This window comes from Streptococcus mitis (assembly GCF_902159415.1).
In the GTDB taxonomy this organism is placed as follows: Bacteria; Bacillota; Bacilli; order Lactobacillales; family Streptococcaceae; genus Streptococcus; species Streptococcus mitis_BG.
Genome location: NZ_CABGJU010000001.1, coordinates 323,134 through 346,747 on the forward strand (window position 1 = coordinate 323,134; position 23,614 = coordinate 346,747).

General features: G+C 38.2%; 24 protein-coding genes, 1 tRNA gene and 1 other annotated feature. Of the genes, 20 read left to right on the plus strand and 5 right to left on the minus strand.

Annotated features, from left to right (window positions below; all coding sequences use genetic code 11):
- Positions 1-6 precede the first annotated feature (6 nt).
- Both rplS and FN031_RS01655 read left to right on the plus strand, forming a co-directional pair.
- A complete protein-coding gene (rplS, locus tag FN031_RS01650) occupies positions 7-354 on the plus strand; it encodes a 50S ribosomal protein L19 (RefSeq protein WP_142557044.1) in 348 nt (115 codons plus the stop codon).
- 41 nt (positions 355-395) lie between these two features.
- Positions 396-467: transfer RNA gene (locus tag FN031_RS01655), tRNA-Arg, on the plus strand.
- A gap of 40 nt (positions 468-507) precedes the next feature.
- Here the strand turns inward: FN031_RS01655 and yidA are convergent.
- Entirely contained in the window at positions 508-1,314 is an 807-nt protein-coding gene (yidA, locus tag FN031_RS01660; RefSeq protein WP_142557046.1) for a sugar-phosphatase, read from the minus strand.
- 12 nt (positions 1,315-1,326) lie between these two features.
- Positions 1,327-2,631: an HD domain-containing protein gene (locus tag FN031_RS01665; RefSeq protein WP_142557048.1), complete on the minus strand. Its 1,305-nt coding sequence runs from the start codon at positions 2,629-2,631 to the stop codon at positions 1,327-1,329.
- Positions 2,632-2,703: 72 nt separating this feature from the next.
- Here FN031_RS01665 and FN031_RS01670 point away from each other — a divergent pair, with 72 nt between their 5' ends.
- Positions 2,704-3,081 carry a DUF1934 domain-containing protein gene (locus tag FN031_RS01670; RefSeq protein WP_142557050.1) on the plus strand — a complete coding sequence of 126 codons (378 nt, stop codon included), beginning with the start codon at positions 2,704-2,706 and terminating at the stop codon, positions 3,079-3,081.
- A 296-nt stretch (positions 3,082-3,377) separates the two neighbouring features.
- Here FN031_RS01670 and FN031_RS01675 read toward each other — a convergent pair whose 3' ends face one another.
- Together FN031_RS01675 and FN031_RS01680 are read right to left on the minus strand one after the other, a co-directional pair.
- Positions 3,378-4,460 carry a DEAD/DEAH box helicase gene (locus tag FN031_RS01675; protein WP_142557052.1) on the minus strand — a complete coding sequence of 361 codons (1,083 nt, stop codon included), beginning with the start codon at positions 4,458-4,460 and terminating at the stop codon, positions 3,378-3,380.
- The gene (locus FN031_RS01680; RefSeq protein WP_142557054.1) at positions 4,457-5,434 is read right to left on the minus strand and encodes a Gfo/Idh/MocA family protein; all 978 of its coding nucleotides are present in this window, start codon (positions 5,432-5,434) and stop codon (positions 4,457-4,459) included. The genes FN031_RS01675 and FN031_RS01680 overlap by 4 nt, the downstream gene beginning before the upstream one ends.
- Before the next feature lie 146 nt (positions 5,435-5,580).
- On the opposite strand from FN031_RS01680, the gene FN031_RS01685 reads away from it, so the two are divergent.
- From FN031_RS01685 to FN031_RS01730, 10 genes are all read left to right on the plus strand, one after another.
- Positions 5,581-6,261 (plus strand): YoaK family protein, encoded by a 681-nt coding sequence (locus FN031_RS01685; protein ID WP_142557056.1) that lies wholly within the window; start codon positions 5,581-5,583, stop codon positions 6,259-6,261.
- A 70-nt stretch (positions 6,262-6,331) separates the two neighbouring features.
- Positions 6,332-6,418 (plus strand) — a sequence feature (ribosomal protein L21 leader region).
- Positions 6,419-6,452: 34 nt separating this feature from the next.
- On the plus strand, positions 6,453-6,767 hold the full coding sequence (gene rplU / locus FN031_RS01690) for a 50S ribosomal protein L21 (RefSeq protein ID WP_000109141.1): 315 nt from the start codon (positions 6,453-6,455) through the stop codon (positions 6,765-6,767).
- A gap of 15 nt (positions 6,768-6,782) precedes the next feature.
- Positions 6,783-7,127 carry a ribosomal-processing cysteine protease Prp gene (locus FN031_RS01695; RefSeq protein WP_000613699.1) on the plus strand — a complete coding sequence of 115 codons (345 nt, stop codon included), beginning with the start codon at positions 6,783-6,785 and terminating at the stop codon, positions 7,125-7,127.
- Positions 7,128-7,143: 16 nt separating this feature from the next.
- The gene (rpmA, locus tag FN031_RS01700; protein ID WP_006154204.1) at positions 7,144-7,437 is read left to right on the plus strand and encodes a 50S ribosomal protein L27; all 294 of its coding nucleotides are present in this window, start codon (positions 7,144-7,146) and stop codon (positions 7,435-7,437) included.
- A 263-nt stretch (positions 7,438-7,700) separates the two neighbouring features.
- Positions 7,701-8,960, plus strand: a complete 1,260-nt coding sequence (locus FN031_RS01705; RefSeq protein ID WP_142557058.1) for a UDP-N-acetylglucosamine 1-carboxyvinyltransferase — start codon at positions 7,701-7,703, stop codon at positions 8,958-8,960.
- Positions 8,961-8,975: 15 nt separating this feature from the next.
- Positions 8,976-9,527, plus strand: a complete 552-nt coding sequence (locus FN031_RS01710) for a GNAT family N-acetyltransferase (protein WP_142557060.1) — start codon at positions 8,976-8,978, stop codon at positions 9,525-9,527.
- On the plus strand, positions 9,520-10,797 hold the full coding sequence (gene spxR, locus FN031_RS01715) for a CBS-HotDog domain-containing transcription factor SpxR (protein WP_142557062.1): 1,278 nt from the start codon (positions 9,520-9,522) through the stop codon (positions 10,795-10,797). Before FN031_RS01710 ends, spxR begins: the two co-directional genes overlap by 8 nt.
- A 15-nt stretch (positions 10,798-10,812) precedes the next feature.
- Positions 10,813-11,673 carry a methionyl aminopeptidase gene (locus FN031_RS01720; protein ID WP_142557064.1) on the plus strand — a complete coding sequence of 287 codons (861 nt, stop codon included), beginning with the start codon at positions 10,813-10,815 and terminating at the stop codon, positions 11,671-11,673.
- Between the two features lie 120 nt (positions 11,674-11,793).
- Complete coding sequence (gene ccdA2 / locus FN031_RS01725) at positions 11,794-12,501, plus strand: thiol-disulfide oxidoreductase-associated membrane protein CcdA2 (protein ID WP_142558582.1); 708 nt, start codon at positions 11,794-11,796, stop codon at positions 12,499-12,501.
- Between the two features lie 11 nt (positions 12,502-12,512).
- Positions 12,513-13,094, plus strand: coding sequence for a TlpA family protein disulfide reductase (locus FN031_RS01730; protein WP_142557066.1), 582 nt, complete (start codon positions 12,513-12,515; stop codon positions 13,092-13,094).
- 57 nt (positions 13,095-13,151) lie between these two features.
- Here FN031_RS01730 and FN031_RS01735 read toward each other — a convergent pair whose 3' ends face one another.
- Positions 13,152-14,138 carry an L-lactate dehydrogenase gene (locus FN031_RS01735; RefSeq protein WP_075567646.1) on the minus strand — a complete coding sequence of 329 codons (987 nt, stop codon included), beginning with the start codon at positions 14,136-14,138 and terminating at the stop codon, positions 13,152-13,154.
- A gap of 195 nt (positions 14,139-14,333) precedes the next feature.
- Here FN031_RS01735 and gyrA point away from each other — a divergent pair, with 195 nt between their 5' ends.
- The 7 genes from gyrA (at position 14,334) to FN031_RS01770 (ending at position 23,606) form a co-directional block, all read left to right on the plus strand.
- The gene (gene gyrA / locus FN031_RS01740) at positions 14,334-16,802 is read left to right on the plus strand and encodes a DNA gyrase subunit A (RefSeq protein WP_142557068.1); all 2,469 of its coding nucleotides are present in this window, start codon (positions 14,334-14,336) and stop codon (positions 16,800-16,802) included.
- Complete coding sequence (locus FN031_RS01745) at positions 16,802-17,551, plus strand: class A sortase (protein WP_142557070.1); 750 nt, start codon at positions 16,802-16,804, stop codon at positions 17,549-17,551. Before gyrA ends, FN031_RS01745 begins: the two co-directional genes overlap by 1 nt.
- Before the next feature lie 138 nt (positions 17,552-17,689).
- Entirely contained in the window at positions 17,690-18,766 is a 1,077-nt protein-coding gene (locus tag FN031_RS01750; RefSeq protein ID WP_142557072.1) for an aspartate-semialdehyde dehydrogenase, read from the plus strand.
- A gap of 261 nt (positions 18,767-19,027) precedes the next feature.
- The gene (gene dapA, locus FN031_RS01755) at positions 19,028-19,963 is read left to right on the plus strand and encodes a 4-hydroxy-tetrahydrodipicolinate synthase (protein WP_142557074.1); all 936 of its coding nucleotides are present in this window, start codon (positions 19,028-19,030) and stop codon (positions 19,961-19,963) included.
- Positions 19,964-20,074: 111 nt separating this feature from the next.
- Positions 20,075-20,932: a DNA-processing protein DprA gene (dprA, locus tag FN031_RS01760; RefSeq protein ID WP_142558584.1), complete on the plus strand. Its 858-nt coding sequence runs from the start codon at positions 20,075-20,077 to the stop codon at positions 20,930-20,932.
- 119 nt (positions 20,933-21,051) lie between these two features.
- The gene (gene topA, locus FN031_RS01765; RefSeq protein WP_142557077.1) at positions 21,052-23,139 is read left to right on the plus strand and encodes a type I DNA topoisomerase; all 2,088 of its coding nucleotides are present in this window, start codon (positions 21,052-21,054) and stop codon (positions 23,137-23,139) included.
- 107 nt (positions 23,140-23,246) lie between these two features.
- Entirely contained in the window at positions 23,247-23,606 is a 360-nt protein-coding gene (locus tag FN031_RS01770) for a YbaN family protein (protein ID WP_142557079.1), read from the plus strand.
- The last annotated feature ends 8 nt before the right edge of the window (positions 23,607-23,614 follow it).

The window sequence follows — 23,614 nt, forward strand, 5'->3', positions numbered from 1 at the left end:
AATAAAATGAATCCATTAATCCAAAGCTTGACTGAAAGTCAACTTCGTACAGATATCCCTTCATTCCGTCCTGGTGACACTGTTCGTGTACACGCGAAAGTTGTCGAAGGAAACCGTGAACGTGTTCAGATCTTTGAAGGTGTTGTTATTGCACGTAAAGGTGCTGGCATCTCAGAAAACTACACAGTTCGTAAAATCTCTAACGGTGTAGGTGTTGAACGTATCTTCCCAATCCACACTCCACGTGTTGAAAAGATCGAAGTTGTTCGTTACGGTAAAGTACGTCGTGCGAAATTGTACTACTTGCGTGCTCTTCAAGGTAAGGCAGCTCGTATCAAAGAAATCCGTCGTTAATTCGATAAAAAAACTCTGCTGCAAGGCAGAGTTTTTCTCTAGCTCCCTTAGTTCAATGGATATAACAACTCCCTCCTAAGGAGTAGTTGCAGGTTCGATTCCTGCAGGGGGCACTAATATAGAAAAAACCACTCAAGAGAGTGGTTTTTAATGTTACAAGACCCAAGTTCGAATGGCATGGGCAACGCCTGATTCATCATTTGTTTTGGTGATGTATTTGGCAATTTTTTTGAGTTCTGGATTTCCATTTTCCATAACAACGGGATTCCCAACGACTGCTAGCATAGTACGGTCATTTTCTTCGTCACCGATAGCCATGGTCTCATCTTTAGTCAGACCAAGTTTTTCAGCTAGGTGAGTGATAGCAGAGCCCTTGTCTACATCTTTTTTAAGGAGCTCGAGGTAGAATGGAGCAGATTTGTTGATAGAGTAACGCTCGTAGAATGCTGCTGGAATCTTTTCAATCGCAGCATCGAGAATCTCAGGTTCATCGATAAACATACATTTGACGATTTCTTTATCAGCCATTTCTTCAGGAGTGCGGTAGAAGATTGGCATGCTGACGAGGGTTGACTCGTGGACTGTGTATTTTCCGATGTTGCGGTTGGCAGTGTAAATGCCGTCCTTGGTGATGGCATGCATGTGGACACCTAGCTTACGGCTGAGGAATTCCATATCCAGATAATCCTCGTAAGTTAAGGATTCGCTGATGATCTCATAACCTGTGGCAGTTTCTTGGACAAGGGCACCGTTAAAGGTCACAACATAGTCCCCTTCGTCTCTCAACTGCAAGTCGTCAAGAAGTTTGGCAACACCAGCGATGGGGCGTCCGGTCGCAATCACAACCTTGACTCCAGCTGCTTTGGCATCTTGGATAGCTGCAAAAACTTCAGGAGTAATTTCTTTTTTGCTATTAACCAGGGTACCATCAATATCGACGGCGATTAGTTTTATACTCATAAATTTCCTCTGTTATTTCTTATCTGGATTAAAATGATCATTCTCAATTAAATGTGAAAATTGTTGAATGATACTTGTGAAAATACTGTTTTGCTTAAGCATTTCTTTAGGGAAGTAGAAACGGTTGTCACCATGACGGCTTCCTGCAAGAGATTGGACGATAGGAGATAGGCTAGAAAGCTCAGCCAGTTCGCCATTCTTTTGGACAATCTCGATTTGAGTTCTTGGATTTTCAGACTCTGGTCGATAAATATCGTAAGGAAGGTCAAAATTTTTGTGGATAGCAGTGTAGTAGTTGGGGTCAAAACCAATTTCTTCTACGAAATTTCGCATGATTTCAAGCTGGTCTTGATCATCTTGTGAAAAAGTAATAGATTTGAAGACCTTACGATTGATAAAACGTTGTGATAAGTCAGCTAAAATCTTATCTGTACTAGTCATCCAGAGTTGGAAGTAGGTGTTCATAACCCCGTCATCTAGTGCTAGATAGTTAGACAAGCTAACGTTTTTCTCAAAAAATGGCAGCAGATGTGGGGATGTTAGGGCAAAGAAGTCCTTGTTTTCTGGATAGAGTTCTTTGGCACGTTTGAGAAGATTTTGCAGAAGGACTTCCATGGCGCGTGTGGCTGGGTGGAAATAAACCTGCATGTACATCTGGTAACGACTGAGTACATAATCCTCGATGGCATGCATCCCATTACGCTGAAAGGCAATGCCATTTTCAACGGGACGAATGACACGAAGAATACGTGTCAAATCGAACTGGCCATAAAAAGCACCGGTGAAGTAGGAGTCGCGAAGGAGATAGTCCATACGGTCTGCATCAATCTGACTAGAAATTAGTTGAACGACTTGTTTGTTGGGATAGGTATGGTCAATGACACTAGCAACTTTTTTAGGGAAGTCAGGCGCCACCTGTAACAAGACCTGGTTAATCTCTGTGTCAGGACTTTGAATGATATCTTGTGTGATAGCCTCATGATTGGTATCAAAAAGATTTTCAAAAGTATGCGAATAGGCACCATGTCCGAGGTCATGTAGAAGAGCTGCAGTCATGGTTAAGAGAGATTCACTAGAGTCCCATTCCTCAGGATATTTCTCCTCAAAAATTTCCGTAATTTGCCTAGCAATTTCATAGACTCCTAGACAGTGAGAAAAGCGACTATGCTCTCCACCATGAAAGGTATAACTGGATGTACCCAACTGCTTGATTCGACGAAGCCGTTGAAATTCTTTTGTATTGATCAGGTCATAAATAACCTGATTATTAACGTGGATATAGTTGTGAACAGGGTCACGAAATACTTTTTCATTCATAAGACCATTATAGCAAAATACTGAGCTTTTTGGTAAAATAGTAGGGATAATAGAGACGAAAGAGGAACAGTTGTGAAGATTAGAATGAGAAATAAAATTCAGTTTGACGATCAGTTGGAAGTAATTGATCAAGTCTATGATGTTGAATTACGTGAAAAGGGAGATTTTTCCTATCTTCTTTTTTACAATGAAGACCAAGAAAAAGTAGTTTTGAAATTTAATGGGGAGGAACTGATCATGTCACGTTTCTCAAATCCTAAGACCATCATGCGTTTTCTGAAGGATTCTGATAGTTTAGCCAATATTCCGACACCTATAGGCATGCAGGAGTTTATCATCCAAACAAGCCACTATGAAGTTGGTGAAGAGAAGATTGAACTAGCCTATCAACTACAAAACAAAGAAGGAGTTTCATTTGCCAACTACTGTTTAGAAATTACTTGGGGATAAGAAAAAGGTTGGCTTTCCAAACTTTAAATAATATTTAGAGATTTCCTTTTTTATTCTAAAGATTTTGTATTGGAATTGTTATGAAAATTATTCCAATATTTTATTGAGTGGAACAAGCAATTTACCTGACTTTTCGCAGTAATAAAAACACCAGAAAAGTCATTCAGGTGTTCGGAAACTTTGAGACCTTAGGCTCAAGGTTTAGGTATGGAATTTCGAAGAAAGTCGCTACCGTCCGTTATTACTAAAGAAAAGTCAAAAAGATTTATCATAAATAAGGTTGGCGAAAGCCAACCTTATTTGATATACAGTTCTTGATTTTTTAGGATAATTTCACGTACGCTTGCAAATTTCTTAAGTTTTTTTAGCTCTTCTGGATGTGTCACAAGAGTGATAACATAGCCTTCTCTACCCATGCGTCCTGTTCGACCCGCACGGTGAGTGTAAGTTTCCTTGTCTCTAGGGACGTCAAAGTTAATCACGCATTCCAAGCTATCAATGTCGATACCACGAGCGAGAAGGTCTGTGGCAAGAAGTAGTGTCAGTTGATTATCTTTGAATTTTTCTAGAATAACTTTTCTAAATTTGACGTTGACATCGCTAGCTAGCGAAACTGCTAAAACATCACGATATTGTAATTTTTCCTCGGCGCTTCCAAGGTCAGACAAGCTATTAAAGAAGACAAGACCACGGAAATCTTCAACCTGTGCCAGTTTACGAAGCATATCTACTCTGTGACGTTGGTCTACTTGCATATAGAAATGTTGAATATTGTCTAACTTTTGGTCTGATAGATCAATGATGCGCGTGTTAGGTGCAATCTTATCTTGGTCAAATTTGGTAGTGGCACTCATGTAAATAAGTTGATGGTCACGAGGTGCATAGTGGGTAATCTTCTCCACAAAATGAATTTGAGAATCATCAAGGAGTTGGTCGAATTCATCAAGAATGATTGTTTCCACATTCATCATCTTGATTTTTTTCAATTTAATGAGTTCAAAGATACGACCAGGTGTTCCAATCAGAATTTCTGGTCCTTTTTTAAGTCGTTCAATTTGGCGTTTCTGGCTCGAACCGGATAGAAATAGCTGAGCTGTTAATCCGATAGCCTCACCCCAGGTTTTAGTGACTTCAAAAATTTGTCCAGCAAGCTCAGTATTAGGTGCTAAAATCAATAATTGTTGGGCTTTTTTCTTTTGCAGTTTGAGAAGACTAGGTAGGAGATAGGCCAAAGTCTTTCCTGTTCCTGTTGGACTGACTCCAAGAAGATTTTCACCTTCTGTTATAGATTCAAAAAGTTGAGTTTGAATGGGAGTAAATTCTTGGAAGCCCAGTTGATCAAGTAGTTCTTGCCATTCGGTAGGTAGTTTGGTTTTCATTTTTCTGCCTCAAATCTAATGCCAGCATCCTGGCGCATGGTGTAAATTAGGTCGTGGACGTGTGTCGCATCATCAATCCAAGATTGGTAGAGAGTTTGATCTGGTTGCTGGATCATGTTTGCAAAAGCAGTGACTTCCTCCGTCATGGTGTGAGGAGCCTGCTGGATAGGAAGTTGAACATCATTTCCTTGACGGTCTGTAAAAGTAGCTGATTGGACATGCTCGATTGTATTAAGTGTCAATGTTCCATCAGTAGTATAAATCTCACAAGGAAGATTAGAAGTGATATTCTTTCCTGCTTTGATGTGCACTTGATAGTTAGGATAGTAGAGCATGCCGTTACCGTTCAAATCGATGCTATTATCTAGTTTCTGAGCTTGATAGGTTGCATGAGTCGGTTTTCCAAATAAGCGAACAGCAGCGTAGATAGGATAAATACCAAGATCCATAAGTGCACCACCTGCAAAACGGTCTGAGAAAACATTAGGAGTATCGCCAGCAAGTAGGTTAGACATCTTAGAAGAATATTTAGCGTAGTTAAAGTCTGCACCAAGAATTTGTTTGTTCGCAATAAAGTCTTTAATTGTTGTGAAAGCATCTTCATGATAGTTACGTGCTGCTTCAAAGATAAAACATTTATTATCTTCAGCCGTTTGAACTAAATCCTGCCATTCTTGTGGTTGAGTGACGGCTGGTTTTTCAAGGATGACGTGTTTATCAGATGATAAAGCGGCCTTAGCTTGAGAGTAGTGCAAAGAATTTGGACTTGCGATATAAACGACATCAAAGGAGCTCATTAAAAAAGCGTCCAACTGATCAAATAACTGAACATTGCTATATCGTCTAGCGAATTTTTCTGCAGTTTCTAGATTTCTAGAATAGACGGCGGCTAACTGATATTGTCCACTAGCATGAGCGGCTTCTATAAAATGATGACTAATAGCACCGGTTCCGATAATCCCAAGTTTTAGCATAGACTCTCCTTATTCCTTGAATTGATTGATTTCATTATATCATAGAAAAGAAGAAGTAGCCAAAGCAAGATAATTCTAAATTTTGATGCTTCGAAATTTTATCAAAAAATGGTACAATAGTTTTTATTATAAAATAGGAGTGTTTTATGAGATTATTACCTATGAGAAAAATTTCTCGTCATTCTAAAAGATTGGCGCTTTTTTTGACTTTCTGTGCAGGATATGTAGATGCTTATACCTTTATCGAACGAGGGAATACCCTAGTTGCAGGACAGACAGGTAACGTTGTCTTTTTATCTGTAGGATTAGTGCAACAGAATGTAGCAGATGTAGAAGAAAAAGTTTTAACACTTTTGTCTTTCATGTTGGGAGTATTTTTATTAACGATTTACAAGGAAAAATTGAAAATTGTAAAAAAACCAATTCTATCTCTTGTTCCTTTGGGACTTTTATCCTTGATTATCGGATTTGTTCCTTTAACAGTTGATAATCACTTTATTGTTCCGCCATTAGCATTTTGTATGGGGCTTGTAACGACCGCTTTTGGAGAAGTTTCAGGAATTGCCTATAACAATGCTTTTATGACAGGAAATATAAAACGAACGATGCTTGCGTTTGGCGATTACATACGTACCAAACATACCCCTTTTTTACGAGAAGGAATCATATTTGTCACACTACTAGTTAGTTTTGTTCTTGGTGCAGTGGTTTCAGCCTATTTAACCATTTTTTATGATGAAAAGACTATTTTAGGAATTCCGATAATGATGTGTATCTTTTATCTAAGTATGATCGTTGCTAAACTACAGGAAAAAGAAAAGAAATAGGGCAATTTTTGATAATAAATGCTTGTCAAAATATAGAAATAATGCTATACTTGTAGAGTTGACTATGCACATGCCTGTGCAACCGCTCGATCATCGTCGCTCATCCCTTGAGCTTAAGTGGTTCATCCCACGATGCTAGGCGAGTCTTCACAATAATTCGGGGAAACCCAAAAATTCATAGGAGGTGCATAATGAGCACATACGCAATTATCAAAACTGGCGGAAAACAAGTTAAAGTTGAAGTTGGTCAAGCAGTTTACGTTGAAAAATTGAACGTTGAAGCTGGTCAAGAAGTTACTTTTAACGAAGTTGTTCTTGTTGGTGGTGAAAACACTGTTGTCGGAACTCCACTTGTTGCTGGAGCTACTGTGGTTGGAACTGTTGAAAAACAAGGAAAACAAAAGAAGGTTGTTACTTACAAGTACAAACCTAAAAAAGGTAGCCACCGCAAACAAGGTCACCGTCAACCATATACTAAAGTTGTCATCAACGCAATCAACGCTTAATTTTAAGGAGAACGCATGATACAAGCAGTCTTTGAGAGAGCCGAAGATGGCGAGCTGAGGAGTGCGGAGATTACTGGACACGCCGAGAGTGGCGAATACGGCTTAGATGTCGTGTGTGCATCGGTTTCTACGCTTGCCATTAACTTTATCAATTCCATTGAGAAATTTGCAGGCTATGAACCAATCTTAGAATTAAACGAGGATGAAGGTGGCTATCTGATGGTTGAAATTCCAAAAGATCTTCCTTCTCACCAAAGAGAAATGACACAATTATTCTTTGAATCATTTTTCTTAGGTATGGCAAACTTATCGGAGAACTCTTCTGAGTTCGTCCAAACCAGAGTTATCACAGAAAACTAACACGGAGGAAAACATTATGTTAAAAATGACTCTTAACAACTTGCAACTTTTCGCCCACAAAAAAGGTGGAGGTTCTACATCAAACGGACGTGATTCACAAGCTAAACGTCTTGGAGCTAAAGCAGCTGACGGACAAACTGTTTCAGGTGGATCAATCCTATACCGTCAACGTGGTACACACATCTATCCAGGTGTAAATGTTGGACGTGGTGGAGACGATACTTTGTTCGCTAAAGTTGAAGGCGTAGTACGTTTCGAACGTAAAGGTCGCGATAAGAAACAAGTTTCTGTTTACCCAATCGCTAAATAAAAAGGTCCAGTGAACCTTTTTATCCCGAGCCTTGTAATGAAAAGGCGAGGAAACTAGAAGTGCTATTAAATAAAGCTTTCCGATATTTTCGGGAAGCTTTTTTATGTATTATTAAAAAAATACTTTTTATCTCAACATTATAAAAATCCAAGGTTATTTTTTAATTTTAAGTATCTTAATTCTTCTATAGTAATGGATAAAATATCAGATTTATGGTATAATGTGGGGTGAGACCTTGTTAATAATTTGTGAAAGAGTATATAATGAAAAAAATTATCATTAATGGAGGACGTCCATTAAAAGGTGAAATAACTATTAGTGGTGCTAAAAATAGTGTAGTTGCCCTAATTCCAGCTATTATCTTAGCTGATGATGTAGTAATCTTGGATTGTGTTCCTGATATCTCTGATGTGGCTAGTCTTATCGATATTATGGAAATCATGGGAGCTAGTGTCAAACGTTATGAAGATGTAGTAGAAATCGATCCGCGTGGGGTTCAAAATAAACCAATGCCATATGGAAAGATTAATAGTCTTCGAGCGTCGTATTATTTCTATGGTAGTCTTTTAGGACGATTCGGAGAAGCAACCGTTGGTTTACCTGGAGGTTGTGATCTTGGACCACGTCCGATTGACTTACATCTAAAAGCATTTGAAGCGATGGGAGCTAAAACGACCTATGAGGGAGATAATATGAATCTCTCAACTCAAGGTGAACGTCTTCATGGAGCTCATATTTACATGGATACTGTAAGTGTTGGAGCTACTATCAATACTATGTTAGCTGCAGTCAAAGCTGATGGTCGCACAGTTATTGAAAATGCCGCACGTGAACCTGAGATTATCGATGTAGCTACCTTGCTTAATAATATGGGCGCTCATATTCGTGGTGCAGGGACTGATATTATTACTATTGAAGGTGTTGAACGTCTTCATGGGACACGCCATCAGGTAATCCCAGATCGTATTGAAGCAGGAACTTATATCTCATTAGCAGCTGCGGTGGGTCAAGGAATTCAAATCAATAATGTTCTTTATGAGCACTTGGAAGGTTTTATCGCCAAATTAGAAGAAATGGGAGTACGAATGACCGTTTCTGAAGATAGTATTTTTGTTGAAGAACAAAAGGACTTGAAGGCGGTAAATATTAAAACGGCCCCATATCCAGGATTTGCTACGGATCTTCAACAACCTATCACACCTTTGTTATTGAAAGCCGAAGGTCGTGGTAAGATAATCGACACAATTTATGAAAAACGTGTAAACCATGTTTTTGAGTTGGCTAAGATGAATGCTGATATTTCGACAACAAATGATCATATCCTTTACAAGGGTGGTAATCAATTGCATGGAGCGAGCGTAAAAGCTACAGACTTACGTGCTGGAGCTGCTTTAGTGATTGCTGGACTAATGGCAGATGGTAGAACAGAAATTACAAATGTTGAGTTTATTTTAAGAGGCTACTCAAATATTATTGATAAATTACGTAATCTTGGAGCAGATATTGAACTAATCGAGGACTAGTATTAGAGGATTAAAATGAATATCTGGACAAAACTAGCTATGTTTTCTTTTTATGAGACGGAACGATTGATTCTCCGTCCCTTCTTTTTTACTGATGTTTATGATTTTTATCAAATAGCATCAGATTCCGAAAATCTTCAGTTCATCTTTCCAACTCAAGCAAGTATTGAAGAAAGTCAATACGCCCTTGCTAATTATTTTATGAAATCTCCTCTAGGTATTTGGGCGATTTGTGATAAAAAACAAGAAAAGATGATTGGATCAATCAAGTTTGAAAAAATTGATGAGATAAAAAAAGAAGCAGAACTAGGATATTTCTTAAATAAAGAGTACTGGTCACAAGGTTATATGACTGAAGTGGTAACGAATATACGTGATTTATCAATAGAAGAGCTTGGTTTAAAGCAACTATCTATCGTGACGCATATGGAAAATGGTGCTAGTCAGAAAGTCGCTCAAAAATCTGGCTTCAAACTCTATCGACGTTTTAAAGGAAGTGATCGATATAGCCGTAAGATGAGAGATTATCTTGAATTTCGTTATACAAAAGGAGAACTGAGTGAGTAAACATCAGGAAATTTTATCTTATCTAGAAGAATTACCGGTCGGAAAACGTGTAAGTGTACGTAGTATATCTAATCACTTAGGAGTAAGTGATGGAACGGCTTATCGAGCAATTAAAGAGGCTGAAAATAGAGGCTTGGTAGAGACACGTCCGCGTAGTGGAACGATACGTATTAAATCTCAAAAAGTTTCAATTGAAAGACTAACTTATGCTGAAATTGCAGAGGTTACGGGTTCTGATGTGATGGCTGGTCGGGATGGATTGGATAGAGAATTTAGTAAATTTTCTATTGGTGCTATGACTGAAGATAACATTCTTTCCTATCTTCATGATGGAGGCCTTTTGATTGTCGGGGACCGAACTCAAATTCAAATGTTAGCACTTGAAAATGAGAATGCTGTTTTGGTTACGGGTGGATTTGAGATAAATGAAAATGTACTCAAGTTAGCCAATAAAAAGAATATACCAGTTTTGCGCAGTAAACATGATACCTTTACAATAGCGACGATGATCAACCGTGCTTTATCTAATGTTCAAATAAAAACAGATATTTTAACAGTCGAAAAAATTTACCAAACTTCTCATGAATATGGCTATTTACATGAAACTGATACAGTTAAAGATTATTTAGATCTTGTTCGTAAGAACAGAAGTAGTCGTTTTCCTGTGGTGAATAAAGATCAAGTTGTAGTTGGGGTTATGACTATGCGTGATGCAGCAGATCAGTCACCGGGAACAACTCTTGACAAAACTATGACTCGAACTGTCTATATGACAGGTCTATCTACGAATATTGCAAACATTAGCCAACGAATGATTGCAGAGGATTTTGAAATGGTTCCTGTAGTTCGTAGCAATCATACTCTACTTGGTGTTGTTACTCGAAGAGATGTAATGGATAAGATGAGTCGTTCACAAATTTCAGCCTTGCCAACATTTTCAGAGCAAATTGGTCAAAAATTATCCTATCATCATGATGAAGTGGTCATTACTGTAGAACCCTTCATGTTAGATAAAAACGGTGTTCTTGCCAATGGAGTGCTATCAGAAATATTGACTTTGATGACACAAAACTTGGTAGTCAATAGTGGACGAAATCTTATCATTGAACAAATGCTTATCTATTTCTTGCATGCTGTTCAGATTGACGATGTTTTACGTATTCAGGCCAGAATCATCCATCATACTCGCCGCTCTGCTATTATTGATTATGACCTTTATTTGAATCAACAGATTGTAGCTAAAGCTAATGTAACAGTAAAAATTAACTAGAATGTAGGAGAAAACATGATTACTTTAAAATCAGCAAGAGAAATCGAAGCAATGGATAAGGCCGGTGATTTTCTTGCCAGCATTCATATCGGCTTGCGGGATTTAATCAAGCCTGGCCTCGACATGTGGGAGGTTGAGGAGTATGTCCGTCGTCGTTGTAAAGAAGAGAACTTTCTGCCGTTACAAATCGGTGTAGATGGTGCTATTATGGATTATCCGTATGCTACTTGTTGTTCTCTGAATGATGAGGTTGCGCATGCTTTTCCTAGACATTACATTCTCAAAGAAGGTGATTTACTTAAGGTTGATATGGTATTGGGAGGACCAATTGCTAAGAGTGACCTTGATGTTTCTAAGTTAAACTTTAATAATGTCGAGCAAGTAAAAAAATATACTCAAAACTTTACTGGTGGCTTGGCTGATTCTTGTTGGGCCTATGCTGTTGGTACACCTTCTGAAAAGGTAAAAAAACTTATGGATGTTACTAAAGAAGCCATGTACAAAGGTATTGAAAAAGCAGTTGTAGGTAATCGTATTGGTGACATCGGAGCAGCCATTCAAGAATACGCTGAAAGTCGCGGTTACGGAGTAGTTAGGGACCTCGTTGGGCATGGTGTTGGACCAACAATGCACGAAGAACCAATGGTGCCAAACTACGGTGTAGCAGGACGTGGTCTTAGACTTCGCGAAGGTATGGTTTTAACTATTGAGCCTATGATCAATACAGGTGATTGGGAAATCGATACAGATATGAAGACTGGTTGGACTCATAAAACTATTGATGGTGGCCTATCTTGCCAGTATGAACACCAATTCGTTATTACAAAAGACGGTCCGGTTATCTTAACTAGTCAAGGTGAAGAAGGTACTTACTAATACATGAAAAAGGAGCAAGACTCCTTTTTATTTTTTTTAAAAAGTAGCGTAGCAAAATCAAGAATTATTATATTATTTGTAGTAAAATATAAGATGATTTATAAGAAAGAAGGAAGTCAATTGGAAAGTATTTTATTTTTTGTGTCTGTCTTTTTAGCAGGTGTGTTATCGTTCTTCTCGCCGTGTATATTCCCTTTATTACCAGTTTATACAGGTATTCTCTTAGATAATGACAGTAAATCAAGAACATTTCGCTTATTTGGAAGAGATGTTGCTTGGTCCGGTCTAATTAGTACATTATCCTTTATTGCTGGTATTTCAGTGATATTCTTTATTTTAGGATTTGGAGCTGGCTTCTTAGGTAATTTACTGTATGCTGATTGGTTCCGTTATGTCATGGGAGCTATCATTATCTTCTTAGGATTACATCAGATGGAAGTAGTTCATTTTAAAAAGTTAGAGGTTCAAAAAAGTTTTAATGTTAACAGAAAACAGTCAAATCGTTATTTGTCAGCCTTTCTACTTGGTATAACTTTTAGCTTTGGTTGGACACCTTGTATTGGTCCAGTTTTAAGTTCGGTACTTGCTCTAGCAGCATCAGGAGGAAATGGAGCCCTCCAAGGGGCTATTTTGACATTAGTTTATACCCTAGGAATGGCATTACCATTTTTAATATTAGCCTTGGCTTCCGGTTTCGTCATGCCCTATTTCAGTAAAATCAAACCTCGTTTAATCTTACTTAAGAAAATTGGAGGTTTTCTCATCATACTGATGGGAATATTATTAATGTTAGGACAGTTAAATAGTTTATCTGGTATTTTTGGTTAAAGGAGTTTAATATGAAAAAATTAGCATATATAGCAATTAGTTTCTTGTCTATTTTTCTTTTGATAGCTTGTGGCAATGAGCAAAGTAAAGAAAATAAAGAGTCTCAAAGCCAGACTCAAAGTAAACAGCAAACAAGTAAGACACAAACAACTATACAGCAAGTAGCTGTAGGACAAGAAGCACCAGACTTTACCTTGCAATCCATGGATGGTAAAGAGGTAAAATTATCTGACTACAGAGGTAAAAAAGTCTATCTTAAATTCTGGGCATCTTGGTGCGGACCTTGTAAAAAAAGTATGCCAGAATTGATGGAACTTGCTGCCAAGGAAGATCGTGATTTTGAGATTCTAACTGTTATAGCACCAGGTTTACAAGGTGAAAAATCCGTCGAGCAATTTCCGAAATGGTATCAAGATCAAGGATATAAGGATATACCAGTCTTGTATGATACACAAGGAGCTACTTTCCAGGCTTATCAAATTAGAAGTATTCCTACAGAATTCTTAATAGATTCTCAAGGAAAAATTGGGAAAATCCAGCTTGGAGCAATTAGTAATGCTGATGCAGAAAAAGCATTTTCTGAAATGAAATAAATTAGCAAAATAAAAACTGTCTAGACAAATAGTCTAGACAGTTTTTTAATGACTTGATTAGTTTTTAGAAGCTGCTTGGAATTCTGGGTTTTTCCATGCTTCGTTAATAATTTCTTGCAATTCTTTAGCAGAAGCTTGCATTTTTTGTGTTTCAGCATCGTTCAATGGGATGTTAACTGGACGAACGATACCGTGTGCACCAACGATAGCAGGTTGACCGATAAAGACGTTTTCAACACCGTATTGACCTTCTTGGAATACAGAAAGTGGTAGAACCGCATTTTCATCGTCAAGGATTGCTTTTGTAATACGAGCTAGGGCAACAGCGATACCGTAATAAGTAGCACCTTTTTTGTTGATGATTGAGTAAGCTGCATCACGAACTGAGATGAAGAGTTCAACAAGGTCAGCTTCATTCAAGTCACGGTTAGCTTGCAACCATTGTTCCAATTTAACACCGGCAACGTTAGCGTGTGACCAAACAGCAAACTCAGAGTCACCGTGTTCACCCATGATGTAGGCGTGAACTGAACGTGCATCAACACCGATTGTTTCAGCAAGTGCTTGACGGAAACGAGCTGAGTCAAGTGAAGTACCTGAACCGATAACGCGTTCTTTAGGGAAACCTGAGAATTTCCATGTTGAGTATGTCAAGACGTCAACTGGGTTAGCAGCAACAAGGAAGATACCGTCAAATCCAGATGCAACAACTTGTTCAACAATTGATTTGTTGATAGCAAGGTTTTTACCAACAAGATCAAGACGAGTTTCACCTGGTTTTTGTGGAGCACCAGCAGTGATAACTACAAGGTCTGCATCCGCACAGTCTTCGTACTTAGCTGCATAGATTTTTTTAGGTGAAGTAAAAGCTAGGGCGTGGCTAAGGTCTTCAGCATCACCAACTGCTTTTTCAAACAATTGAGGAATTTCAATGATACCAAGTTCTTGTGCAATTCCTTGTGTTACGAGGGCAAAAGCGTAAGATGAACCTACGGCACCGTCACCGACAAGGATAACTTTTTTGTGTTGTTTAGTTGCTGTCATTTGTCTAAACATCTCCTTTATTTTATTAAGGGGGAACCCCCATTTGATATCATTCTATCACTTTTGCTAAGCTTTGTCACGGATATACCTTCTGGATAAGCATGTAAACGTTTTACACATGTTGCTAAACTGTAAAAAAGTCCAAACTATGGTATAATATATGTAATTACTAATAGTGAAACGAGGCATTTGTTAATGCAAGATAAAAATTTAGTGAATGTCAATCTGACCAAGGAGATGAAAACCAGCTTTATCGATTATGCTATGAGTGTTATCGTATCGAGGGCTCTTCCTGATGTCCGAGATGGTTTAAAGCCTGTTCATCGTCGTATTTTGTATGGTATGAACGAATTGGGAGTTACACCTGACAAACCTCATAAGAAATCTGCTCGTATTACCGGGGATGTCATGGGTAAATACCATCCGCATGGTGACTCTTCAATATACGAAGCGATGGTTCGTATGGCTCAATGGTGGAGTTATCGTTATATGCTTGTGGATGGACACGGTAACTTTGGTTCTATGGATGGCGATGGTGCCGCTGCCCAACGTTATACTGAAGCTCGTATGAGCAAAATTGCTCTTGAAATGCTTCGCGACATCAATAAAAATACTGTTGATTTTGTTGATAACTATGATGCCAATGAACGTGAACCAATGGTATTACCAGCACGTTTTCCAAATCTTCTAGTTAATGGAGCAACTGGTATCGCTGTGGGTATGGCAACTAATATTCCACCTCACAATCTTGGTGAGACTATTGATGCTGTTAAACTAGTTATGGACAATCCAGAAGTTACTACCAAAGATCTGATGGAAGTCTTACCTGGTCCAGATTTCCCAACTGGGGCTCTTGTCATGGGTAGATCAGGTATCCATAAAGCTTATGATACCGGTAAAGGTTCGATTGTTCTTCGTTCTCGAACTGAAATCGAGGAAACAAAAACTGGTCGCGAGCGTATTGTTGTTACGGAATTCCCGTATATGGTTAATAAGACAAAAGTTCATGAGCATATTGTGCGCTTAGTTCAGGAAAAACGTATCGATGGAATTACAGCTGTTCGTGATGAATCTAACCGTGAGGGTGTTCGTTTTGTTATTGAAGTTAGACGTGACGCATCTGCCAATGTCATCTTAAATAATCTATTTAAGATGACACAGATGCAAACTAGCTTTGGTTTTAATATGCTTGCCATTCAAAATGGTGTTCCAAAGATTTTATCTCTTCGTCAAATCTTGGATGCTTATATTGAACATCAAAAAGAAGTAGTAACACGTCGTACTCAATTTGATAAAGAAAAAGCTGAGGCACGCGCCCACATTTTAGAAGGTCTCTTGATTGCTTTGGATCACATTGACGAAGTCATTCGTATCATCCGTGCAAGTGAAACTGACCAAGAAGCGCAAGCAGAATTGATGAGCAAGTTCAAGCTTTCTGAGCGTCAAAGTCAAGCTATTCTTGATATGCGTCTACGTCGCTTGACTGGTTTGGAACGTGACAAGATTCAATCAGAATATGATGAGTTGATTGCTTTAATTGCTGACTTAGCGGACATTCTTGCTAAACCAGAACGTGTTTCGCAAATTATCAAAGAAGAACTTGATGAAGTGAAGCGCAGATTTGCTGATAAACGTCGTACAGAGTTGATGGTCGGTGAAGTCTTGACCCTTGAAGATGAAGATTTGATCGAAGAGACAGATGTTTTGATTACTCTATCAAATAAAGGTTATATCAAACGTTTAGATCAAGACGAGTTTACTGCCCAAAAACGTGGTGGACGTGGCGTTCAGGGAACTGGAGTCAAGGATGATGACTTTGTCCGGGAGTTAGTTTCTACCAGCACTCATGATCACCTGCTCTTCTTTACTAATAAAGGCCGTGTCTACCGACTTAAGGGGTATGAAATTCCTGAATACGGTCGTACAGCAAAAGGATTGCCTATTGTAAACCTATTGAAACTAGATGAAGGTGAAAGCATTCAAACCATCATTAATGTCGAATCAGAACGTAGTGACGATGCATATCTCTTCTTTACTACAAGAGCTGGTATCGTTAAGAGAACCAGTGTTAAAGAATTTGCAAATATCCGACAAAATGGTCTTAAGGCTTTGAATCTTAAGGAAGATGATGAGTTAATCAATGTTCTGTTAACTGAAAAAGATACAGATATCATCATTGGTACTAAATTGGGATATGCAGTTCGTTTCAACCAATCGACCGTTCGTAGTATGAGTCGTAGTGCCACAGGTGTTAAAGGAGTAAATCTCCGTGAAGGTGACACAGTCGTCGGTGCTAGAGTGATTACTGACCAAGATGAGGTTCTAATCATTACCGAAAAAGGTTATGGTAAACGTACAGTTGCTACGGAGTATCCAACTAAAGGCCGTGCTGGTAAAGGTATGAAAACTGCTAACGTCGTTGAGAAAAATGGTCCACTAGCAGGTCTTCTAACAGTTAAAGGTGATGAGGACTTAATGATTATTACTGACACAGGTGTCATGATTCGTACCAATGTCGCCAATATCTCTCAAACTGGACGTTCTACTATGGGTGTAAAGGTTATGCGTCTGGACGATAATGCTAAGATCGTGACCTTTACAAGTGTTGCTGCAGCGGAGAAGGAAGAAGTTGGGGCAGAAAACGAAACAGAAAGTGAAGAATAATGTCTCGTAAAAGAATTAAAAGAAACAAAAAGAATCGTAAAAATTTATTCATCAATATTTTAGCTTCTTTCCTCATTCTCATTTCCTTGGCTTTGATTTTTAACTCACAAATTAGAAATATCTTTATGATATGGAATACAAACAAATATCAAATTGGCCAAGTTTCGAAAGAGAAACTTGAAGAAAATGAGGGAGCAGATGGGAATTTCGATTTTAATTCAGTAAAAGCTATCTCATCAGAAGCTGTGTTAGCTGCTCAATGGGATGCACAGAAACTTCCAGTTATTGGGGGAATTGCAATTCCTGAGCTAGAGCTTAATCTACCAATTTTTAAAGGTTTAAATAACATTAATCTCTATTATGGAGCTGGTACTATGAAGCCTGACCAAGTAATGGGACAAGGTAACTATTCACTAGCTAGTCACCACGTTTTTTCAGCTAAAAATGCAGAAAATATGCTTTTTTCTCCTTTAGATCGTGCTGAAAAGGGAATGAAAATTTATCTAACTGATAAAGATAAAGTGTACTCATATGAAATTACTGAAGTTAAACGTGTGACACCTGATCGTGTTGATGAAATTCAGGATCGTGAGGGTATCGATGAGATTACTTTAGTAACTTGTGTGGATTATGATGCCGCTGAGAGAATCATTGTTAAAGGAATTTTATCAGAAACTAAATCATATGCAGAAACATCATCTGATGTTTTAGATGCATTCAATAAACCATATAAACAATTTTCTCTATAGAAAGAGGTCTGCAGCATAATGCAGACCTTTTCTTTTAGTTTTCAGAAATGTGTCCAAAAAATACTTTTCAATTTTTCTAAAAAGTAGTATAATGTTCATATTATAGAAATTTTTAGAAAATTCCAAAAGAGGTTTGTTATGGGATATACAGTTGCTGTTGTCGGTGCTACAGGTGCCGTTGGTGCTCAAATGATCAAAATGTTGGAAGAATCAATTCTTCCAATCGATAAGATTCGCTACCTTGCGTCTGCACGTTCTGCAGGAAAGGTCTTGCAATTCAAGGGCCAAGATGTGACTATTGAAGAAACAACAGAAGAAGCTTTTGAAGGAGTTGATATTGCTCTCTTCTCAGCTGGTGGTTCAACTTCTGCAAAATACGCACCTTATGCTGTTAAAGCAGGGGCAGTAGTAGTAGATAACACTTCTTATTTCCGTCAAAATCCAGATGTGCCATTGGTTGTTCCTGAAGTAAACGCCCATGCTCTTGATGCTCATAACGGGATTATCGCATGTCCTAACTGTTCAACTATCCAAATGATGGTAGCTCTTGAACCAGTTCGTCAAAAATGGGGCTTAGATCGTATCATCGTTTCAACTTATCAAGCTGTTTCAGGTGCAGGTATGGGAGCCATTCTTGAGACACAACGTGAATTGCGTGAAGTATTGAATGATGGTGTAAATCCACGTGATTTGCATGCAGAAATCTTGCCATCAGGTGGCGATAAGAAACACTATCCAATTGCTTTTAATGCCCTTCCTCAAATTGACGTCTTCACCGATAATGACTACACTTATGAAGAAATGAAGATGACAAACGAAACTAAGAAAATCATGGAAGACGATAGCATTGCCGTTTCAGCAACTTGTGTGCGTATTCCAGTTTTATCAGCTCACTCAGAGTCAATCTACATTGAAACAAAAGAAGTAGCTCCTATCGATGAAGTAAAAGCTGCTATCGCAAGCTTTCCAGGTGCAGTTCTTGAAGACGAAGTGGCTCACCAAATCTATCCACAAGCTATCAATGCGGTTGGTTCTCGTGACACCTTTGTTGGTCGTATCCGTAAAGACTTGGATGCTGAAAAAGGTATTCATATGTGGGTAGTTTCCGATAACCTACTTAAAGGTGCTGCTTGGAACTCAGTTCAAATCGCAGAAACGCTTCACGAACGTGGATTGGTTCGTCCAACTACAGAATTAAAATTTGAATTGAAATAGGGAGCAAAACAGAAATCAGTAACTCGAAGAGTTTGATTTCGTAGTTTTGCCCCCGCACAGTTGATTAGTAAGTACGAATGTTACAAACATGAGTAGTTCCAATCGACCACTGCGTTATGAAACAGAAATCAGTAACTCGAAGAGTTTGATTTCTCCTTTGCAATCTAGCTATTCTAGTTGTTCTAGTTGTTTTCCTTACAGTACAGGAGGCAAAGGCAAGTATGCCCCAGCCTCTTTCTTATATAGAGAAAGGTGTTTCCTATGTCTTATCATGATTTAAAAGAATGTAAAATCATCACAGCCTTTATAACGCCCTTTCATGCTGATGGTTCAATCAATTTTGAAGCTATTCCAGAGCTAATTGAACATTTATTGTCCCATCATACGGATGGAATTCTATTAGCAGGGACAACTGCTGAAAGTCCAACTCTTACTCACGATGAGGAGCTGGAACTTTTTGAAGCAGTACAGAAGGTGGTCAAAGGACGGGTTCCTTTGATTGCTGGTATCGGTACTAATGATACGCGAGACTCCATTGAGTTCGTTAAAGAAGTAGCTGATTTTGGTGGCTTTGCAGCAGGGCTTGCGATTGTGCCATACTACAATAAACCATCACAAGAAGGGATGTACCAACACTTTAAGGCGATTGCAGATGCATCGGATTTGCCAATCATTCTTTATAATATTCCAGGTCGTGTAGTTGTAGAGCTTACTCCTGAAACTATGCTCCGTTTGGCTGAGCATCCAAATATTATTGGTGTTAAAGAATGTACTAGTCTTGCAAATATGGCTTATTTAATAGAACATAAGCCAGAGGAGTTCTTAATCTATACTGGAGAAGACGGAGACGCCTTCCATGCAATGAACCTTGGGGCTGACGGGGTTATCTCAGTTGCATCTCATACAAATGGTGATGAGATGCATGAAATGTTTACAGCTATAGCTGAAAGTGATATTAAAAAAGCAGCTGCTATTCAAAGACAATTTATCCCCAAAGTCAATGCCCTCTTCTCATATCCAAGTCCAGCACCTGTTAAGGCTGTTCTCAATTACATGGGATTTGCAGCTGGTCCAACTCGATTGCCATTAGTGCCTGCTCCTGAAGAAGACGCTAAACGGATTATCAAAGTTGTTATCGATGGTGACTATGAAGCGACTAAAGCAACTGTAACTGGGGTTCTTCGTCCAGATTATTAATAAATCAATATCATTATTAACTTCCTTAACAAAAATGGTTTGTTTAGGAAGTTTTTTTCTTTTTTTGCGAATGTATAGATAAGTAGAATAAGCAAGGAGATATATATGAAGATTAAAATTGATAACTTCGAAATCTATAAATTGAAGAAAGCTGGTTTAAGCAATCAGCAGGTATTAAAGGTACTTCAATATGGAGAAATTTACGATCAAGAATTAACCTTAGAAACTATAGCGGAAGCATCAGAGTGTCGAAATCCAGTGGTTTTTATGGAGCATTATCATAAATTGACCTTTGAAAGCATGGAAAAATTAAAAAGTGACTTTGAAAAATTTCCATCATTCTCCATTTTAGATGATGTCTATCCTTTTTCTCTTTGTGAGATATATGATGCACCAGTCTTACTATTTTATAAAGGAGATTTAAATCTCTTGAAATTACCGAAAGTAGCTGTTGTAGGTAGTCGCTCTTGTAGTCAAGTTGGAATTAAATCTGTAGGAAAAGTTATTCAAGGACTAGAAAATGAATTGGTTATCGTTAGTGGTCTAGCTAGAGGAATAGATACGGCAGCTCATATGTCTATTTTACAAAATGGAGGCAAAACCATTGCAGTTATTGGTACAGGACTTGATATTTTTTATCCAAAATCAAATAAACGTTTGCAAAATTATATTGGAGAACACCATTTGCTTCTAAGCGAATACGGGCCAGGTGAAGAACCTTTAAAATATCATTTCCCAGCAAGAAATCGTATTATAGCTGGCTTATGTAGAGGAGTGATTGTTGCAGAAGCAAAGATGAGGTCAGGAAGTTTGATTACTTGTGAACGTGCAATGGAAGAAGGTAGGGATGTCTTTGCTATACCAGGAAGTATTTTAGACGGTCGTTCAGACGGTTGTCATCATTTAATCCAAGAAGGGGCAAAACTCATCACGAGTGGACAAGACGTCTTATCAGAATTTGAATTTTAGAATCAAATAAGATTTTATTTATCAAACTTTTCTTCTCTATAATGGGAGTTAAGTCTTGACAGTCCCTCAAAAATGGTTTACACTTTATAAAGTTTATTACTTTGAAAAGGTGTGATACTGTGGCTACGGCAACAAAGAAGAAAAAATCAACAACTAAAAAGAATCTAGTAATCGTGGAGTCTCCTGCTAAGGCAAAAACGATTGAAAAATATCTTGGCAGAAACTATAAGGTTTTAGCCAGCGTTGGACATATTCGTGATTTGAAAAAGTCAAGTATGTCAGTCGACGTGGAGAATAATTATGAACCGCAATATATCAATATTCGTGGTAAAGGTCCTCTAATCAATGATTTGAAAAAAGAAGCTAAGAAGTCAGATAAAGTCTTTCTAGCGAGTGACCCGGACCGGGAAGGAGAAGCAATTTCTTGGCATTTAGCGCATATTCTCGAATTGGATGAAAATGATGCTAATCGTGTTGTTTTCAACGAGATTACAAAAGATGCAGTAAAAAATGCTTTTAAAGATCCTCGTAAAATCGATATGGATTTGGTGGATGCCCAACAAGCTCGCCGTGTTTTGGACCGCTTGGTAGGTTATTCTATTTCACCAATTCTTTGGAAAAAGGTCAAGAAGGGCTTGTCAGCTGGTCGTGTGCAGTCTGTTGCACTCAAGTTAATTATTGACCGTGAAAATGAGATTAATGCCTTTCAACCCGAAGAATATTGGACGATTGATGGAGTCTTCAAAAAGGGAACCAAGCAGTTCCAAGCTTCTTTCTATGGTATGAATGGGAAGAAGATGAAGCTTGCTACGAATGAAAAGGTAAAAGAAGTTTTATCTCATCTTACTAGCAAAGACTTCACAGTGGAACAGGTAGATAAAAAAGAGCGTAAACGTAATGCACCGCTACCTTATACAACATCAACCATGCAGATGGATGCGGCAAATAAGATTAACTTCCGTACTCGTAAGACCATGATGGTTGCCCAACAGCTCTATGAGGGAATTAATATTGGTACGGGTGTACAAGGTTTGATTACATACATGCGTACGGACTCAACTCGTATCAGTCCAGTTGCCCAAAATGAAGCAGCAAGCTACATCAATGAACGTTTTGGAAGCAAGTACTCTAAGCATGGAAGTAAGGTAAAAAATGCTTCTGGTGCTCAAGATGCCCATGAAGCTATCCGCCCATCAAGTGTCTTTAACACGCCAGAAAAAATTGCTAAGTACTTGGATAAAGACCAGATCAAACTCTATACGCTTATCTGGAATCGTTTTGTAGCGAGTCAGATGACGGGTGCTATCTTTGATACAATGGCCGTTAAGCTCTCTCAAAATGGAGTTCAATTTGCTGCTAACGGTAGTCAGGTTAAATTTGATGGTTATTTGGCCATCTACAACGATTCTGATAAGAATAAGATGCTGCCAGATATGAAAGTGGGAGATCTTGTTAAACAGGTCAATAGCAAACCAGAACAACATTTCACACAACCACCTGCACGATATTCTGAGGCTACTTTGATTAAGACCTTGGAAGAAAACGGAGTTGGACGTCCATCTACCTATGCTCCAACCATTGAAACAATCCAAAAACGTTATTATGTAAGACTAGCATCTAAACGCTTTGAACCTACCGAATTGGGAGAAGTTGTTAATAAACTGATTGTTGAGTACTTCCCCGATATTGTCAATGTAACTTTTACCGCTGAAATGGAAAGAAAACTGGATGATGTAGAAGTTGGTAAAGAAGAATGGCAAAAAGTAATCGACGAATTTTACAAACCTTTCTCAAAAGAGGTCGCAAAAGCCGAAGAAGAAATGGAAAAAATTCAGATTAAGGATGAGCCTGCTGGATTTAATTGTGAAGTTTGTGGAAGTCCAATGGTGATTAAGCTAGGTCGTTTTGGTAAATTCTACGCATGTAGTAATTTCCCAGATTGCCGCCATACACAAGCAATTGTAAAAGAAATTGGGGTAACTTGTCCTAACTGTCATCAAGGACAAGTCATCGAGCGTAAAACCAAACGTAATCGTCTCTTCTATGGATGCAATCGATATCCAGAATGTGAATTTACTTCTTGGGATAAGCCTGTAGGGCGTGATTGTCCAAAATGTGGTCATTTCCTCATGGAGAAAAAAATCCGTGGTGGTGGCAAACAAGTAGTATGTAGTAACGGAGATTACGAAGAAGAAAAAATTAAATAAAAATAATAAGGACTGAAATGATGATTTCAGTCCTTTTGAGTTAAAACTTGACAGATCACAACTCTTTATGGGAAACTAGAATAATAAAATTTTAAAAAGGAAAAGATATGCGTATTATTTATCTCAGTATAGGATTTATCTCTTTAGCCTTGGCTATAGTTGGTGTAGCCTTGCCCTTATTACCGACAACTCCCTTTCTCTTGTTGTCAATAGCTTGTTTTTCAAAATCTTCTAAACGTTTTGAAGACTGGCTCTATCATACCAAGCTCTATCAAACTTATGTTGCGGATTTTAGAGAAACCAAGTCCATTGCTCGTGAACGAAAGAAGAAAATTATCATTTCGATTTATATTTTGATGGGAATCTCCATCTATTTTGCTCCGCTTTTGCTTGTAAAAGTCGCTTTAGGTTGCTTAACAGTATTTATAACCTATTACCTTTTTAAGGTAATTCCAGATAAAGAATAATATAAAAA

Bases quoted from the DNA above. Each gene is read 5' to 3' on its own strand.
- FN031_RS01675 (WP_142557052.1), bottom strand. From the start codon at position 4,460: ATGAAAACCAAACTACCTACCGAATGGCAAGAACTACTTGATCAACTG.
- FN031_RS01750 (WP_142557072.1), top strand. From the start codon at position 17,690: ATGGGATATACAGTTGCTGTTGTCGGTGCTACAGGTGCCGTTGGTGCT.
- FN031_RS01665 (WP_142557048.1), bottom strand. From the start codon at position 2,631: ATGAATGAAAAAGTATTTCGTGACCCTGTTCACAACTATATCCACGTT.
- rplU (WP_000109141.1), top strand. From the start codon at position 6,453: ATGAGCACATACGCAATTATCAAAACTGGCGGAAAACAAGTTAAAGTT.
- FN031_RS01705 (WP_142557058.1), top strand. From the start codon at position 7,701: ATGAAAAAAATTATCATTAATGGAGGACGTCCATTAAAAGGTGAAATA.
- rpmA (WP_006154204.1), top strand. From the start codon at position 7,144: ATGTTAAAAATGACTCTTAACAACTTGCAACTTTTCGCCCACAAAAAA.
- dapA (WP_142557074.1), top strand. From the start codon at position 19,028: ATGTCTTATCATGATTTAAAAGAATGTAAAATCATCACAGCCTTTATA.
- gyrA (WP_142557068.1), top strand. From the start codon at position 14,334: ATGCAAGATAAAAATTTAGTGAATGTCAATCTGACCAAGGAGATGAAA.
- rplS (WP_142557044.1), top strand. From the start codon at position 7: ATGAATCCATTAATCCAAAGCTTGACTGAAAGTCAACTTCGTACAGAT.
- FN031_RS01710 (WP_142557060.1), top strand. From the start codon at position 8,976: ATGAATATCTGGACAAAACTAGCTATGTTTTCTTTTTATGAGACGGAA.
- FN031_RS01770 (WP_142557079.1), top strand. From the start codon at position 23,247: ATGCGTATTATTTATCTCAGTATAGGATTTATCTCTTTAGCCTTGGCT.
- FN031_RS01735 (WP_075567646.1), bottom strand. From the start codon at position 14,138: ATGACAGCAACTAAACAACACAAAAAAGTTATCCTTGTCGGTGACGGT.
- FN031_RS01720 (WP_142557064.1), top strand. From the start codon at position 10,813: ATGATTACTTTAAAATCAGCAAGAGAAATCGAAGCAATGGATAAGGCC.
- yidA (WP_142557046.1), bottom strand. From the start codon at position 1,314: ATGAGTATAAAACTAATCGCCGTCGATATTGATGGTACCCTGGTTAAT.
- FN031_RS01745 (WP_142557070.1), top strand. From the start codon at position 16,802: ATGTCTCGTAAAAGAATTAAAAGAAACAAAAAGAATCGTAAAAATTTA.
- FN031_RS01730 (WP_142557066.1), top strand. From the start codon at position 12,513: ATGAAAAAATTAGCATATATAGCAATTAGTTTCTTGTCTATTTTTCTT.
- FN031_RS01680 (WP_142557054.1), bottom strand. From the start codon at position 5,434: ATGCTAAAACTTGGGATTATCGGAACCGGTGCTATTAGTCATCATTTT.
- FN031_RS01685 (WP_142557056.1), top strand. From the start codon at position 5,581: ATGAGATTATTACCTATGAGAAAAATTTCTCGTCATTCTAAAAGATTG.
- FN031_RS01695 (WP_000613699.1), top strand. From the start codon at position 6,783: ATGATACAAGCAGTCTTTGAGAGAGCCGAAGATGGCGAGCTGAGGAGT.